Source organism: Streptomyces sp. OfavH-34-F (assembly GCF_022347745.1).
Lineage (GTDB): Bacteria > Actinomycetota > Actinomycetes > Streptomycetales > Streptomycetaceae > Streptomyces.
The window spans coordinates 14,277-29,986 of the sequence record NZ_JAKRGC010000002.1 but is presented as its reverse complement, the minus strand read 5'-3'; the positions used below and the strand labels follow the sequence as shown (position 1 = coordinate 29,986).

Genomic DNA, 15,710 nt, shown 5'->3' with positions numbered 1-15,710 from the left:
CACGAGGAGACCCCCGTGCCTGCTCAGACGAACGACCTGACCGGTGCCCGCGTCCTGATCACCGGCGGCGCCGGGTTCATCGGCACCGCGCTGCGCGCCACCCTGACCCGCGCCGGCGCGCACCCGGCCCTCCTGGACGATCTCAGCGCCTACGGGCCCACGACCCTGGCCCTGCTGGGCACCGGCCCCACCGACGCGGCACTGACCGTCGGCGATATCAACGATGAGCCGCTGGTGCGCCGCATGGTTGCCAAAGCCGACTACGTCGTCCACGCCGCCGCCCACTCCTCCGTCCACGGCTGCACCACCGACCCGCACAAGGCCGTCCGCTCCAACCTGACGGGCACCGACACCCTGCTCCGCGCCGTAGCCGCCGCCCGCAACGTGCGCCGCTTCGTCCTGCTCTCCACCGCCCAGGTCTACGGCCACGGTGCCCCGCACGAGCCCTCCGGCCAGCAGGCCGGCTACTTCGCCGAGGACCAGCCGCTCAACCCTCTGAACATCTACGCGAACTCGAAGCTGTGGGCCGAGGGACACACCCGGCAGCTGTTGGACCTGGCCGAACGGGACTACACGATCCTGCGGCCGTTCTCCGTCTACGGGCCCGGGCAGGTTCCCAAGCCGGGCGCCGCCTCGTGGGTGGTGGCGCAGTTCACCATGTACGCCGCGCTGGGCCAGCAGCTGCTGCTCAACAACGGCGGCCGCCAGGTTCGCGACTTCATCCACCGCGACGACGTCGCCGACGCCCTGCGCATCTGCCTCACCGCGCCCGCGGCATCCGGGCAGACCCTCAACCTCGGCACGGGCGCCCAGACCGCAGTTCGCGAGGTCGCCGAGCACGTGGCCAGGCACTTCCCCGGCGCCCGGATCGTCGACGCCCCCCGCGTCGCCCAGGACCCGCTCGGCGCCTGCGCCGACACCACCCGCATGCGGACCGTCCTGGAGTGGCAGCCGGCCATCGGCGCCGCGGACGGCATCGACAGCTACGTCGACTGGGTGCGCACCACCCCCAACGCCATCCCCGACTGGATGCGCGCCGAGACCAGCACCAGCCGCATCGCCGCCTGGAGCGCCCCCGCCCCCCGGTGACCCACCCCCGGATCTGAAGGAGAGAGTCCGTGACGAAGCTGCGTACCGGCGTGGTGGGCCTGGGCTGGGCGGGCACCGTCCACGCCCGCACCATGGCCGCCCTGCCCGGCATCGACCTGGTCGCCGTCAGCGACCTCGACCCCGCCAGGCACACCGCCTTCCCCGACATCCCCCTGTACCGCGACGTTCAGGAGATGCTGCGCCTGGAACTGGACTACTGCGTCATCGCCACCCCGAGCGCGACACACGAGCACTACGCCCTCCTCCTCGCGGCGGCCGGCGTGCCCGCCCTCATCGAGAAGCCGCTGGCACCCACCGGCACGGCCGCCCGCCGGATCCACGACGCCTTCGCGAGCACCGGGACCTTCGCCGCCGTCGGGCACACCGAACGACACCAAGCCCCGCTCGCGGAGCTGGCCCGGCTCCTTCACGGCGGGGACTTCGGAGAGCTGTGGCAGCTGGAGACCCGACGCCAGGGCCCCTACTCCGGCAGGGTCCTTGACGTAGGCGTCGCCCTGGACCTGCTGGTCCACGACATCGACCTGGTCTCCTGGCTCGCCGGGACGCCGATCGAGTCGGTCACCGCCGCCACCCGCACCCTGGCCGGCCCGCACGAGGACACCGCCACCGCCACCACGGTTCTGCGCGGCGGGGTCCTCGCCCACCACCACGCCGACTGGATCACCCCGTTCAAGCACCGCCAGGTCCAGGTCCACACCGTGGCCGAAGTCCTGACCGCCGACACCGTCGCGGGCACCCTCACCCACCACCCCAACACCGCCTCCCTGGCCCCGACCGACTCTTTCCCGGGCGTCCAAGGTGGCGAAGCCCGCCTGATCACGCTGCCCGAGCAGGAGCCCCCGTTCACCGTCGAGCACAAGCTGATGCGCGACGCCCTCCTCGGCGCCGGCCCTCGCGGCCTGGTGACCCTGGCCGAGGGCGCGCACGCCGTGACCGTGACCGAGGCGCTGCTGACGGCGGCTGCCATCGGCCGTGCCACCGCGGTCACCGCCTGCGAACTCGCCCTCGCCTGACCGTCCACTCCGGAGGGGAGAGTTGCTGTGCCCGCTCAACCCGAATTCAGCTTGCATGAGTTGGCCGTCGGCCGGATGCTGCCGGAGCACCAGAGGATGGACGCCACCACCCTCGACTGGATCGCGGGCAACCCACCCCCGGCCGCCGACCTCCCGCAGCTCGCGGCGGACGACATCCAGGTGCTGGTCCCCGACCCGGCCTGGTTCACCCGCCCCGTGCAGGCCGAGGGTCTGCACGGCATCAGCCACTGCGCCCGCACCGGCATCCTCGCCTTCCTCCTCGCCCGCGTCCACGATCTCGATGGGCCGCACACCGCCGCGCTGTGCACTGCGGCTGCCCTCCACGACTGCCGCCGCCACGACGACCGGACCGACCCCGAGCACGGCCGCCGGGGCGCCGACTGGTTCACCGAGCACGCCGAGGAGGTCCTCGCCGTCCTCGGCCAGGACGTCCCTGCAGCCCTGCGCGAGGAGGCGGCTGCGGCAATCGCCGTGCACAACCTGCCCTACGACGCCTTCAGCCCCGCTCAGCACACCGCCTACCAACAGACCCCGCAACTGACTGACCTACTCAAGGCCGCCGACTGCCTGGACCGCTACCGCCTGCCGCTCACGCGGTGGTGGCCCGACCTCACCTACCTGCGCGTGACGGTCCCCGACGGGCTGCTGCCCTTCGCGCACAGCCTGGTCGTCCACTCCGAGCGCGCCCGCCTTCACGGCGCTGGACACCGCGACGCCCTCACCCGCGCCGTGACCATCCTGACCCGCTAGAAGAGAAGGGGGACGACCCTCGTGCACACCGCCTGGGACGCCGTCCACACCGACTACGCCACCCACACCGCCCTGCCGGGGCCGACCGGGCTCGCCGAGAGCACCGACGACTGGCTCACCCTCCACCGCGAGGCCCCGAACGGACACCTGCTGGCCCCCACCGGCAACCAGATGCTCGCCTCCCTCACCAGCAGCCGGCCCATCCACCTGATGCACACCACCCCGTACCTGGACGCCATCCGCGCCACCGGCGAACTCCACGGCTCCGCCGGCTGCCTGGTTGGCGCCCTGTACTGCGCCCCGCTGACCGTCACCGCCGACGGGCTGCGCCCGCACAACCTCGGCTCCTACCTGCTGCGGACCAAACCCGACACCAAGACCCTCGTGTTCGAGGTCCGCCCCGAGGCACCCGCGCCGGCCAAGGGCTTGGACTACCTGCGCCTCGGCGGCATTCACATGGACACCTACCTGGCCCACCGCGGATTCCTCGCCGAGGGCGAAGACGAGCACCTCCGGCAGAGCGCCGTGGCAAGGGTGTGCGAGACGGCCGGCTTCCTGGACCTGCTGCTCGCCGACGCCCGCGGTCAGCACACCACCTCCACGACCGCGTTCTTCCACCAGCTGGTCCAGGCCGTCCCGCACATGCCGTTCCTGGGCTACCTGTACTTCGAGGTCCTGTCCGAGTACCTCCTGCTGTACTCCACCAGCCCCGAGACCAAGGGGTATGCACTGGCAGGGGAGATGAACAACCGCCTCTACAAGGAACTCGCATTCGCCGCCGTCAAGACGATGGGGCGCCTGTTCGACCTGGCCCTGTTCAATCCCGACCGCGCGCAGCTCACCGAGCTGATCGACCGTGTCGACCCCGCGCTCGCCCTGGGCGCCGACGCCTACGTACGTCGTCGCCTACCGCACCTGTTCGCCTGCGCCGCGCTCGGCCCGGGCCGGGACGCGGGCGCGGTGTCCTTCCGGTACGCGGGCGCCGACTTCGACACCCTGACCGTCATGGCGCCGTACCTGGCCGGGCAGCTCGTCTTCCGCGAGATGCGCACACTGCCCCGCTACCCGGCGCTCTTTCCGGTGTTCGAGCAGGCCAAGGCGACGTCCGTGTACGCGTACTGGAACAGCCAGGACATCTCCGTTCCTTTCAACGGGGTGCTGCCCAAGGGCGAGATCGGTCTCAACCTCGCCTTTCCCCGAGCCTCGTGCGCCGCGTGGGTGGCCGAGACCTGCGAGCGCGGGCTGCTGCACCCCACCGAGGAACTCAACCTCCTGCCCGTTCCGCGCCTGGCCGACCTGCGCGGCACTGCCCTGGGCCGAGCGGCGTACCCCGGCCCGTCGACCGGTCCGACCGCGAGCCCTGTCCTGGTCGGCGAGACCTCCGCAGCCTGATCGTCCCCATCTTTCCGAGGAGCACCACATGCGTATCGTCCTGCTCGGCGGCGCCGGCTACCTGGGCACTGTCGCCGCCCATCACCTGACCGAACTGGGCCACCGCGTCACCGTCGTCGACGGCCTGATCTACAGCCGCGGCGACGACCCCGCCCGCCTCCTTCCGTCCGCGAGCACCTTCGTCCACGCCGATCTGCGTGACGGCGACGCGCTACACCGGGCGGCCACCGGCGCCGACGCCGTTGTCCACCTCGGCGGCCTGGTCGGCGAGCCCGCCTGCGCCCTCGACGAGGTCCTGGCCGTCGAGCTCAACTACGCCTCGGCCGTCCTGGCCGCCGAGGCGGCCCGCGCGGCTGGCGTGGAGCACTTCGTCCTCTTCTCCTCCTGCAGCGTCTACGGTCGCCGCGAGGGCACCGTCGACGAGGAAACCGTGCCCAACCCCCTGGGGATCTACGCCCGCACCAAGGTCCTGGCCGAGCGCACCCTGGGCGGGCTGCTGGCCGACCGGGCACTGACCGTTCTGCGACTGGCCACGGTGCACGGCCGCTCCCCGCGCCAGCGCTTGGACTCCGTCGCCAACCGCATGACTGCCCAGGCCGTCGCCACCGGGCGCATCCCCCTCAACGGCGGCGGCCAGCGCCGCCCCCTCGTCCACGTCGAGGACGTCGCCGACGTCCTCGCCCAGGTCCTCGCCACCCCGGCCGGGCACCGGATTTTCAACGTGGGCGCCGAGGCGGAGAACTACACCATTGCCCAGATCGCCGCCGCCGTGGAGCACGCCGTTCCCGGAACGTGCGTCGACGCCGGGCCCGAGCGCGACGAGGCGGACGCCCGCGACTACCGCACCAGCTTCGCCCGGCTGGCCGCCGCCTTCCCCGGCGCCTGCCCCACCCCCCTGGATCACGGGGTGCGCGAGGTCGCCGCCGCCGTGGCGTCCAAGGAGCTTGAGGACCCCGACCTGCCCGAGTACGACAACCTCGCCGGCCTGCAGAACTCCCTGGCCCAGGGCCGCATCCGCGCGCTGCGCAGCGCCGAATGCACCCGCCTGCACGCCGACTACACCAACGCCACCTGGAGCCTGCGATGAGCCAGAACCTCGACCCGGCGGCTGCCCCCCTGCCGTGGAACCGGCCGATGATCGGCGACGAGGAGATCGCCAGCGTCGTCGATACGCTCCGCTCCGGCTGGCTGACCCACGGCCCCAAGGCCACCCGCCTGGAGCACGCTGCGCGCGAGCGCCTGGGCGTCGAGGACGCCTTCGCCGTCACTTCCTGCACCGCCGCCCTCCACCTCGCCTTCCTCGCCGCCGGCATCGGCGCCGGCGACGAGGTCATCACGCCGAGCCTGACCTTCTGCGCCGCCCTGAACGCGCTGCGCCAGGTTCGTGCCCGCCCCAAGGTGGTCGATGTCGACCCCGCCACCCTGTGCGTCACTCCCGAGACGGTTGAAGCCGCGATCACCCCGCTCACCCGGGCCATCATCGTCATGCACTACGGCGGCCAGATGTGCGACATGCGTGCCTTCCGCCAGCTCGCCGACCGGTACGGCCTGCTGCTGATCGAGGACGCCGCTCACGCCCTGCACGCCAGCCGCGACGGGCTGCCCGCCGGCAGCACCGCCGACCTGTCGACGTTCAGCTTCTACGCCAACAAGGTCGCCGCCGCCGGGGAAGGCGGCCTCCTCGTCGGCCGCGGCGAACTGGTCCAGCAGGCCCGTCTGCTGGGACGGCACGGCATCGACTCCTCCGCCTGGCAGCGGCACGGCAAGCGCAACACCGCCGACTACGAGGTCACCGTTCCCGGCCTGAAATACATCATGTCCGACCTCACCGCCGCCCTCGCCGTCGTCCAGTACGACCGGCTGCCCGAGTTCACCCGGCGCCGCGCCGACATCGCCGCCGCCTACACCAGCGCCCTCGCCGGCCTACCCGGCCTGACAACACCCGTCGTCCTGCCCGGCGTCGAGCACGGCTGGTTCCTCTACGCCGTCCTCATCGACCCTGACACCGCACCCCTGCACCGCGACGAGGTAGCGGCAGCGCTGCAGGAGCGCCACCACATCTCCACCAGCGTCCACTTCAAGCCCGTCCACCTTCTGGCCCCCTACCGGGGCATGGTCCACCGGCCGCTGCCGGTTACCGAGCGCGCCGCTGCCCGCCAGCTGTCCTTGCCGTGCTTCCCGGCGATGACCGACCACGACGTCGAACGCGTCATTCACGCCGTCCGGGAGCTGTGGGCCTGACTGGCGGGCGCACAACGTACGGGGAGCACCGTTCCACTGCCTTGCGGCCGACCGACGCCCTCGTCCATCGTGAAGACCGCCGCAGGGGCACCGAGCCCCCGGCGTCTTCCTGCACGCCTTCCAGGAGACTCCCCATGCCCGGAAAGCCCCGAGGACCGGAGCGTCGTCGTCGCTGGCGAACGGGCCGGCACTCCCTACGCCTACAACCTGACCGGCCCCGTTGCGGACCACCCGCGCGTCGGCTCCCTGATCCAGATCGGTCTCGGCGCGATGCCGCCCCTGCCCGGTGCGAGACAAGTGCCTCCGCTCGAAGACCGGCGGTCGGACCCTCTCCCTGCAACCACGCGAGGTGCAAGAAGTCCTCGACCATGCCCGCCTCCAGCAGTCCGACGACCAGTAGCGAGCCGAGTACGCAACCCGCGCGGGCGTCGAGGGAAACATCCACCAGGCCGTCGCGGTCACCGGCATGAGACGTGCCCGGTGCCTCGTCCTCCAGAAGACCCACGTGGAACGCGTCTTCTCCGCCGCTGCGCTCACCCTCATCCGCCTCGATGCCTGGTGGAAAGACCACTCGCTCGACCGTATCCGTGCCAGCCGCCTTGCCCGCCTCGGCCTCTCCCTCGCCGCGTGACCAAGTAAAGCCGGCAGGATCGCCACCGGCCGCAAATGATCGGCCTTCGAATACGTGGGAGTGCTGGCCGTCAGCTGAAGAGGGGGGAGAGGGCTGCGGTGATGGCGGCGGCGAGGGCGAGGACGGCGGCGAAGGTGCCGGCAGCCCGGGTGCAGGCTGTTGGCCAGCTAGCGCCGTCGATCCGGGCAAGCGTCCCTGCGCCGAGAGCGGACAGCAGAGCGACAAGGAGGACGACAGCGATGGTGAGAAGGACAACAGCGACGGTCACGACAGACTCCCTGGACACAGCGGGGCGTTGACAGGGGAGAAGTTCGCAGAACCGCTGTGCGCCATGGTTCACCTGAACGAAGATGAACACGGGCACACGCATCACTTGGAGACCGTCACATGCTCGATGATCCGAACCGTCGACGTGCGTTGTCCGAGCTGTGCTCAAGGCTGGATAGGGAACGGGCCCGCGCCCGCCTGGATAAGACGCAACTTTCCAGGAGAGCGGAACTGGGGCGTACGACGGTGTCGAACGCACTCTCCCCCAATCAGGGGGTGCCGTCGGTGCAGACGGTGAGGGTGCTGGCCAACGTGCTGAAGTTGTCGGAAGAGGAGCTGCTGCAGTTGCGGCGGATCGCGGCCGGGGAGACAGGCACCGCCTCCGCCGACTTGTCCGGGCCGGGCCGGCCGATCGGGCAGTGGGATCCGCACGAACTGGAAGTCCACCCAGCCGGACCCGGCAAGAGCCCGACGGGCACCGACGGTGCGCGCGCGCTGCCGGGGTATGCGCGGCGCGAGCACGACCAGGTGCTGGCCAACACGGTCACGGCGGCGGCAGCAGGCCGCAGTGGAATTGTGGTCCTGGTGGGGACCTCGTCGACGGGGAAGACCCGGGCATGCTGGGAGGCCGTGCAGCCGCTCGCCGAGAAGGGATGGCGGCTATGGCATCCCTTCGATCCGACCCGCGCCAAAGCCGCCCTTGAGGACCTGCACCGGGTCGGTCCGCGGACGGTGGTATGGCTGAACGAGGCACAGCACTACCTCGGCGACCGGAAGTTCGGCGAGCGGATCGCGGCGGCGGTGCGCCAGCTGCTGCTCGACGAGGAACGCGGTCCGGTCCTGGTCCTGGGCACGCTGTGGCCCGAGTACGCATACGACTACACTGTCCCGCCCACACCGGGCCAGGACGATCCGTACAGTCTGGTGCGGGAACTGATGGCCGGACACACCGTGAGCGTCCCCGACACGTTCGATACCGCGGCCCTGGCCACCGCGACAGCCCTTGCCGAGCAGGGCGACAGCCTGCTGGCCGATGCTCTCACCCGAAACCAGAACGGCGGCCGGATCACCCAGGACCTGGCCGGAGCCCCCGAGCTCCTGCGCCGCTACGAACAGCCCCGCCAGGCTGCCGCCCGCGCGCTCCTGGAAGCGGCGATGGACGCCCGCCGGCTCGGCACAGGACTCCACATCCCCCAGGCCTTCCTGACCGACGCCGCCCTCGACTACCTCAGCGACCACGACTACGACCAGCTCGCCGACGACTGGGCCGAACAGGCCTACGCCGAACTCGCCGAAAAAGTTCACGGCAAGCAAGCACCCCTGCGCCGCACCACGCCCCGGCCCACACGGCGCCCGCCCACCCCCACCACCGACGCCGGCACCACACCGCCCACCCCCGCAGGCCCGGTGTTCCGGCTCGCCGACTACCTCGAACAACACGGCCGCGCCATCCGCCGCCACCTGTGCCCACCCGCATCCTTCTGGCATGCCGCACACACCCACCTCACTCACCCCGACGACCTGAACAACCTCGCCAAGGCAGCCAAAGAGCGACATCGCCTGCAATGGAGCCACCACCTCTTCCGACGCGCAGCCGACCACGGCGACCCCGAGGCCCTGACCGAGTTGGCCAGGGCGCGAAAGGGGGGTGGGGACTGGGACGGCGCTGAAACCCTCTACCGGCAGGCCGCCGACCACGGCAGCACCAGAGCCCTGACCGACCTGGCCGCAATGCGGGAAAGGGCCGGGGACCGGGACGGTGCCGAAACCCTTGCCCGGCAGGCCGCCGACCACGGCGACACCTTTGCCCTGGCCTACCTGGCCACCATGCGGAAAGAGGCCGGGGACCGGGAAAGTGCCGAAACCCTCTACCGGCAGGCCGCCGACCACGGTGACATCGGAGTTTTGACCTACCTGGCCGCGATGCGGGAAGAGGCCGGGGACCGGGACGGTGCCGAAACCCTCTACCGGCAGGCCGCCGACCACGGTGACATCGGAGTTTTGACCAACCTGGCCAAGATGCGGGAAGAGGCCGGGGACCGGGAAAGTGCCGAAACCCTCGCCCGGCAGGCCGCCGACCACGGTGACACCTTTGCCCTGGCCTACCTGGCCGCGATGCGGGAAGAGGCCGGGGACCGGGACGGTGCCGAAACCCTCGCCCGGCAGGCCGCCGACCGCGGCAACATCTACGCCCTGACAGACCTGGCCGAGATCCGGGAAGAGGCCGGGGACCGGGACGGTGCCGAAACCCTCGCCCGGCAGGCCGCCGACCACGGCAACACCCACGCCCTGGCCTACCTGGCCGCGATGCGGGAAGAGGCCGGGGACCGGGACGGTGCCGAAACCCTCGCCCGGCAGGCCGCCGACCACGGCGACACCTACACCCTGACCCACCTGGCCAAGATGCGGGAAGAGGCCGGGGACCGGGAACGTGCCGAAACCCTCTACCAGCAGGCCGCCGACCACGGCGACACCTACGCCCTGACCCACCTGGCCAAGATGCGGGAAGAGGCCGGGGACCGGGAAAGTGCCGAAACCCTCTACCGACAGGCCGCCGACCACGGCGACACCGGAGTTTTGACCTACCTGGCCAAGATGCGGGAAGAGGCCGGGGACCGGGACGGTGCCGAAACCCTCTACCGACAGGCCGCCGACCACGGCAACATCTACGCCCTGACCCACCCGGGGGAACCGTCGAGCATCTTCCACAGGCTGTGGCCGTACGGCCTGGACCCGGACGGCACACCAACATCCCCCTGGGAACCGTCCGGGTCCGTTGCACTGAGGGAACACGTTCCGCCACGCCCGTCGTAGGGATGCCGCCGTTTGCAGCTGGTGACGATCCTGCTGGGTACGGAATAAGCCAGCAGGATCATCACCGCGCACAAGCAGTCCCCGCCTCCCACTGAGCCCACCGACATCAGCGCCATGCCCCGCAGCCTCGCCCCACGGCGTCAGCCCGACGAACCCGCCCAGGGGAGGCTGTACACGGACGCCGAGAGCGTCGCCGTCCAGGAGGTGCTGGACGAGTCGCAGTCGTGGTGGACCGGATGGTGCAAAAGGACTTCGTGGCTGCTGTCGAGGAAGCGTTCGCCGACAGGGCCCAAGCCCGGCACTCGGTCGCCTTCCCTTTCGGAGAGGTGCTGTGGGTGGTGGGTCAAAGCGGGGTTCCGGCTCACGTCGGCGACGGCGCGGGTACATCGTCGGTGGTGAGGATTCCGTAGGCGTGGCCGAGGCGGATCAGGTGCGCTTCGTTGTCCGCCTCTGCCTTTGCGATGAGGTGGGCGGTGTAGCCCGGCAGGTCGAACTGGTCGATCCCGGTGTGGTGGGCGATCGCGGCCACCGTGTGGTGCAGGGCATGGGCCTGCCACAGCAGTCGTTCCTTCTCAGTGAACGGCTCAGGCGGCGGCAGAGGTGCGGGCCGGGGAAGTTCGCCGGTCACGAAGCCCATCTGCACTTTGAGCGACGGCTTCTTGACCTGCAGCTTGTGGCCGATCAGCGTGGAGTGTCGGCCGAACGTACCTGGCGTCATGTTCAGGTTCGCGGAGCCGGCCGCTGGCGCTCGGCCGAGGGAAATCTCCTCCAGCACCTTGCGCTCGGTAGGGGTGAGGGGGGTGATGATGGAAGTCGTCCGCTGGGTCATGTGGTGTCTCCGAAGTGTCGGTGGAGCAGGTGCGGAGGACGGTGTGGAACGGCGCTTTCGATTCGTTGGAAACGGTGGAGTTCGCCGGTCGTCATGTCATGCGTCACTCCGGTCAGGCGGGCTTGCGAACGTCATGCGGACGTCGTCATCGATCAGGACGCCGAGGCCGGAACGTTGCTCGGCAACGAGTTCGAGGCGGGCCACTCGGTGACCGTCCCGGCCGGGGCTCGGTCCCCGTAGGTCCCAGCCAAGGTCGATGAGCCGACGCAAACGACTGGCGAGGGGCTCTGCGGCAAGGGCGCCGCGGGCCGGCATCTCCGTTCGTACGAGCGGGAGATCCTCTCGGGCTGCGGCGTCTGATGCCCAGAGCGTGATCAACCGGGCAGTGTCGTCGAGTTGCTCGGGCAGCATGTGGACTTGGTCCAGGAAGAGACACGGGCCGCTGCCCCAGCCGAGATCGGGCACGCGCCGCGCGGTCATGCAGGCCAGCAGCAGTCCATTCTCGAACAGGCCGACCGCTGGCGTCGCCGGGTCCTGGTAGAAGGCGGAAGCGCTCATGTCAGCGGGTATTGCGAGGATGCGTTGATTGTCCTGAACGAGGGCGGCGGCCTCGGCTCGCTCAGCGTCGGTGCGCAGGGGTCGCATCTCGTACGGTGGAAGAGGGTTGCGTGGTCGGTCCAATCGGGAAGCCCCGGCGGCCGGCGGGGAGGTCTTCACTGTTCGCTCCTGCCTTTCACATCGATTCGCCGACTCGGCAGAAGGCCCCAGGCGTGGGCGCGGACGACAAGTTCGGTAACGTCCGTGGTGGATGTCGCGGCGTGCAGCACGTCGAGTGCGCTGCGCAGGTCGTCGGGGGCGATCCGGGCGGCACGACTGATGTCGCGGGTGGTGCTGTGCTCCGCTACTGCCCGGAGTAGCAACGTCTGCTTTGCGTCGAGCGTCGGCGCGGGCCGATCCGTCGTGGGCGGTTCGGCCTGAGCCGACACCAGGGCGAAGTGAACGATCACCCAGGTCTTGCTGCGCCGCGGACAGTGGAGACGCTCTCTGATGTCGCGCACGTACCCACGCACCGTTTCGAGCGCTATGCCCTGCTCCACGGCGATCTGGGCGGTGGTGAGTCCCGCCATGAGGTGATGGACGACTTGCCGCAGGGTTGGGCTCAACGGTGTGATCGGTGCGCTGGTGGTGATGAGCTGAGTCACGGAATCTCCTTCTCCGTGGAGCTGCGAGCGAGGTGGTTGTAAGCCTTTGTTCAGCTCAGCCCCGGCGAGGCGGCTGCTCTGGACTTCCTCGGTTCCGGCGAGCGTGGGACGAGGCCGTGTACGTACACCTGTCAGGACGTAAGCCCGCATGTACTCGTCGTGGCCTCCTCTTCTGAGTCGGCGTAGAGGGGGGTCAGCATGTATGGAGCGAGCTGGCCGACCAGGCGCCCCATGCTGAACCCGATGGTGTGCGCGTCGGAATCCGCGGCGGCGACCACTGCCAAGACCGTGTCCACGCCACCAGGCCGGCTGCCGAGGATGGCGCTCCGTCCGGCGTTCTGCACGAAGATGAGGCAGTCGTCCCGTTCGATCAGGACCTGCCTGGCCGGGCGTTTCCCGCCACCGGGGCCGGTGAGCCCCGCCGCGAGGGAGACGACGCCACTGACCGCTGCGGCAAACGAGTCCGCCCAGTCTTCCTCGGCCTCGCTGTCCAGCAACCGCAATCCGTCCCGCGACAGCAGGACCACGTGCGTGACGCCGTTCGTGTCGGTGGCGAATTCGCTCAGGAGCCAGGCGATGTCGTCGCGGCCCTCGTCGGCCGTCGTCCTCGATGCGTGCGGGTTGGTCGCAGGGTGGGTGCTCAACGGATCACTCCGGTGGAAGGGGGCTTAGACGGGTTGGCGTCGGCTTCGGCACCACAGGGCGATGCCGTTCGGGCTGCGGATGGGCCGGATCGCTCGTCCGCGTCCCAGTGGGGGTGGGCGGCGCCGGCCGGTCGGCGCCGCCGCACGTCAAGACGGTGTCGGCGGCTGCGCGCGCAGTGCCGTCAGACCCCTGCGGGCCCGACCCGTACCGTGGTTCGGAGGCGAGGAGGTGTCCGTGGCCGGTACGGACGAGGCACCGAGCCGCTCCAGGAGCTCCGCGCTCTGGATCATCCCCATGTGGCTGAACGCCTGGGGAAAGTTGCCGAGCTGGCGTTGGCACGTCGGGTCGTACTCCTCGGCCAGGAGCCCGAGGTCACTGCGCAGCGTCAGCAGGTGCTCGAACACGTCGGTCGCCTCGTCGACACGACCGGTCAGCGCCAGGGCATCGACCAGCCAGAAGGAGCACAGGACGAACGCGCCCTCGTCACCGAGCAGTCCGTCGACCCCGGCGGTGTCGCCTGCGGTTGGGTATCGGCACACGAGCCCGTCGGCGGTGCTCAGTTCCCGGCGCACCGCGTCTACGGTGCCGATGACACGGGGATCGTCGCCCGGCAGGAAGCCCACGACGGGGATGAGGAGGGTGGCCGCGTCCAGTTCTTCGGAACCGTAGAACTGGGTGAACGTGTTGCGCTCCGGGTCGAATCCCTTCTCGCACACTTCCTGGTGGATCGTGTCCCGCAGGTCGATGAGGGTGACGAGGTCCATGTCGAGCGCGCCGGCCTCGACCAGGCGGATGGTGCGGTCCACCGCGACCCAGGCCATCACCTTCGAGTGCACGAAGTGCCGGCGCGTGCCGCGGATCTCCCAGATCCCTTCGTCGGGCTCCTGCCACCGCCGGGCCAGCGCTTCGACGAGCCGCTGGTGGAGCAGCGCGGTGTCGGTGCAGTGGGCGACGCCGCTCAGGTGTGCGAGGTACAGGGTCTCGATCACTTCCCCGTACACATCGAGCTGGAGCTGTTCCGCGGCACCGTTTCCGACTCGTACGGGTGCGGAGCCCTCGTACCCGGGCAGCCACAGCAGCTCCCTCTCGTGCAGGTCGCGTTCCGCAGTGATCCCGTACATGATCTGCAGGTTCTCCGGGTCTCCGGCCACGGCACGCAGCAGCCACCGCCGCCACGCCTGCGCCTCCTCCAGGTACCCGGTCCCCAGGAGGGCGGCCAGGGTCGTCGAAGCATCCCGCAGCCAGGTGTAGCGGTAGTCCCAGTTCCGGCTGCCGCCGATCTCCTCCGGCAGCGACGTGGTCGGAGCCGCGACGATCCCTCCGCTCGGCGCGTACGTCATTGCCTTCAACGTGATCAGCGACCGGACCACGGCGTCCCGATAGGGACCGGCGTAGGCACACTGCCGCGTCCAGTCCGCCCACAAGGCGAGCGTCGCCGCGAGAGCCGCTTCCGGCTCCGGGACTTCGGGCGCGGGCCCGTGTGACGGACACCAGCTCAGCACGAACGCGGCGCTGCGCCCGGCGGCGATGGTGAAGGCGCTGACGATCACGCCGTCCTTCTCCACCTGCTGGATACCGGTGTCGAGCCATATCGCGTCCGCGCCGGCCTCGGCGACCATGCGTCCTGCGACCTCGTGGATCCACGGGTGGACACGGCCGTAACCGAAGCGCGGACGCATGGCCGACACCATCGCCACCTCACCGGTCAGGCCCTCGACGATCCGGATCACCTGCGGCTCGCCCTTGCGCGGCGGCATGAAGTCAGTCACACGAACCGCCCCATCCGGCGTGCGCCAGACCGACTCCAGGACGAGGGAGTCCCCTCGGTAGCTGCGCTCGGCGGCGACCTGGTGGCCGTCGTCGAACGACGCGGCCGGTGCGATCCGCCAACTGCCGTGCTCTTCCTCACCGACCAGTCGCGCGAAGGCCGCCGACGAGTCGAAGCGGGGCAGACACAGCCAGTCGACCGATCCGTCGTCGCAGACGTGCGCACTGGTCTGCAGGTCGCCGATCAGGCCGTACCGCTCGATACGTGGATGACGCGTCATCGTAGAAATCTCCGTAGGCCCCGAGAAGGGGATCGTTTCTGGGAGTGGTGGCTGCGCGTACGGCCATCACGGACGACCAGCCAGGCCGTCGGACCGAGGATCAGCGCAATGAGGGCGGCCCCGGTGCCAGTCACCTGCGCGGCACCGATGCGGCAAGCACCAAAACGGCAAGCGCCAGAGCAAAAACGGACCCCCGCCATACGTTCAGCGACGGCCTCCACCACCGCCATCGGCCCGGCGACTTCACCGTGAGAGCGCGGTCGTTCCCCGCTACGGCGAGTAGTTGCTGGGTGGCCCTGGCAAGTTTGACGAGATGAACTCGGCTGGGCACGTAGCCGTCGGGAAGACCTTCCGAGCAGAGCTGCTGCGCCTGCCGGAGGGCCGGCTCCCTCGGTGACGCCAGGGGGCCGAGGTGCTGCACGTGCCCTCGCAGCCGCAGGACGAGGTCCTCCACATCGGCGGCGCTCTCAGGAACGGGCGAGTCCTCGCCCAACACGAGCAGAACCGTCTCGGCAGCAGCGACCCTCTGATCCCGCCCCGGCCCCAGGCATCTGCCCCGTGTGCGGTAGCGGCTATTTGAGGAAGCCTGTCGCGTGGCCAGTAAGGAATGCATGACCCAACTCCCGTTCGATTCAAGCCAAATTGACCCGATGGTGATACCTGCGGCAGCCGACCCCAGAGCATCGTGAGTAATGCAGCCGCTACGTTGAGCGAACCGCGAATCCCCGTCGAGGGGTACGTCTGCGT

The 15,710-nt window shown here is 70.1% G+C and carries 16 protein-coding genes; 9 read left to right on the top strand and 7 right to left on the bottom strand.

The window, feature by feature from the left end:
- Positions 1–15: 15 nt before the first annotated feature.
- From MHW47_RS00800 to MHW47_RS00765, 8 genes are all read left to right on the top strand, one after another.
- Positions 16–1,089, top strand: coding sequence for an NAD(P)-dependent oxidoreductase (locus MHW47_RS00800; protein ID WP_239220606.1), 1,074 nt, complete (start codon positions 16–18; stop codon positions 1,087–1,089).
- A gap of 29 nt (positions 1,090–1,118) precedes the next feature.
- Positions 1,119–2,123, top strand: a complete 1,005-nt coding sequence (locus MHW47_RS00795; RefSeq protein ID WP_239220605.1) for a Gfo/Idh/MocA family protein — start codon at positions 1,119–1,121, stop codon at positions 2,121–2,123.
- Positions 2,124–2,219: 96 nt separating this feature from the next.
- Entirely contained in the window at positions 2,220–2,894 is a 675-nt protein-coding gene (locus MHW47_RS00790; RefSeq protein ID WP_239220604.1) for a hypothetical protein, read from the top strand.
- A 21-nt stretch (positions 2,895–2,915) separates the two neighbouring features.
- Positions 2,916–4,286: a hypothetical protein gene (locus MHW47_RS00785; protein ID WP_239220603.1), complete on the top strand. Its 1,371-nt coding sequence runs from the start codon at positions 2,916–2,918 to the stop codon at positions 4,284–4,286.
- A gap of 28 nt (positions 4,287–4,314) precedes the next feature.
- Positions 4,315–5,373, top strand: coding sequence for an NAD(P)-dependent oxidoreductase (locus MHW47_RS00780; RefSeq protein WP_239220602.1), 1,059 nt, complete (start codon positions 4,315–4,317; stop codon positions 5,371–5,373).
- Entirely contained in the window at positions 5,370–6,527 is a 1,158-nt protein-coding gene (locus MHW47_RS00775) for a DegT/DnrJ/EryC1/StrS aminotransferase family protein (protein ID WP_239220601.1), read from the top strand. The genes MHW47_RS00780 and MHW47_RS00775 overlap by 4 nt, the downstream gene beginning before the upstream one ends.
- Positions 6,528–6,813: 286 nt before the next feature.
- Positions 6,814–6,927, top strand: a complete 114-nt coding sequence (locus MHW47_RS00770) for a hypothetical protein (RefSeq protein ID WP_239220600.1) — start codon at positions 6,814–6,816, stop codon at positions 6,925–6,927.
- Between the two features lie 66 nt (positions 6,928–6,993).
- Positions 6,994–7,158: a hypothetical protein gene (locus tag MHW47_RS00765; RefSeq protein ID WP_239220599.1), complete on the top strand. Its 165-nt coding sequence runs from the start codon at positions 6,994–6,996 to the stop codon at positions 7,156–7,158.
- A gap of 70 nt (positions 7,159–7,228) precedes the next feature.
- On the opposite strand, the gene MHW47_RS00760 is transcribed toward MHW47_RS00765, so the two are convergent.
- Complete coding sequence (locus MHW47_RS00760) at positions 7,229–7,426, bottom strand: hypothetical protein (RefSeq protein WP_239220598.1); 198 nt, start codon at positions 7,424–7,426, stop codon at positions 7,229–7,231.
- Positions 7,427–7,710: 284 nt separating this feature from the next.
- Here MHW47_RS00760 and MHW47_RS00755 point away from each other — a divergent pair, with 284 nt between their 5' ends.
- Positions 7,711–10,239: a sel1 repeat family protein gene (locus MHW47_RS00755; protein WP_239220597.1), complete on the top strand. Its 2,529-nt coding sequence runs from the start codon at positions 7,711–7,713 to the stop codon at positions 10,237–10,239.
- Positions 10,240–10,600: 361 nt separating this feature from the next.
- Here the strand turns inward: MHW47_RS00755 and MHW47_RS00750 are convergent, their stop codons facing one another.
- From MHW47_RS00750 to MHW47_RS00725, 6 genes are all read right to left on the bottom strand, one after another.
- On the bottom strand, positions 10,601–11,068 hold the full coding sequence (locus tag MHW47_RS00750) for a hypothetical protein (RefSeq protein ID WP_239220596.1): 468 nt from the start codon (positions 11,066–11,068) through the stop codon (positions 10,601–10,603).
- 96 nt (positions 11,069–11,164) lie between these two features.
- On the bottom strand, positions 11,165–11,626 hold the full coding sequence (locus MHW47_RS00745) for a hypothetical protein (protein ID WP_239220595.1): 462 nt from the start codon (positions 11,624–11,626) through the stop codon (positions 11,165–11,167).
- A 155-nt stretch (positions 11,627–11,781) separates the two neighbouring features.
- Positions 11,782–12,270 (bottom strand): LuxR C-terminal-related transcriptional regulator, encoded by a 489-nt coding sequence (locus MHW47_RS00740; RefSeq protein WP_239220594.1) that lies wholly within the window; start codon positions 12,268–12,270, stop codon positions 11,782–11,784.
- A 131-nt stretch (positions 12,271–12,401) separates the two neighbouring features.
- Positions 12,402–12,914, bottom strand: coding sequence for a roadblock/LC7 domain-containing protein (locus tag MHW47_RS00735; protein WP_239220593.1), 513 nt, complete (start codon positions 12,912–12,914; stop codon positions 12,402–12,404).
- A gap of 147 nt (positions 12,915–13,061) precedes the next feature.
- Positions 13,062–14,963, bottom strand: a complete 1,902-nt coding sequence (locus MHW47_RS00730; RefSeq protein WP_239220592.1) for a glycoside hydrolase family 15 protein — start codon at positions 14,961–14,963, stop codon at positions 13,062–13,064.
- A gap of 130 nt (positions 14,964–15,093) precedes the next feature.
- A complete protein-coding gene (locus tag MHW47_RS00725; protein ID WP_239220683.1) occupies positions 15,094–15,576 on the bottom strand; it encodes a DUF6415 family natural product biosynthesis protein in 483 nt (160 codons plus the stop codon).
- Positions 15,577–15,710 lie beyond the last annotated feature (134 nt).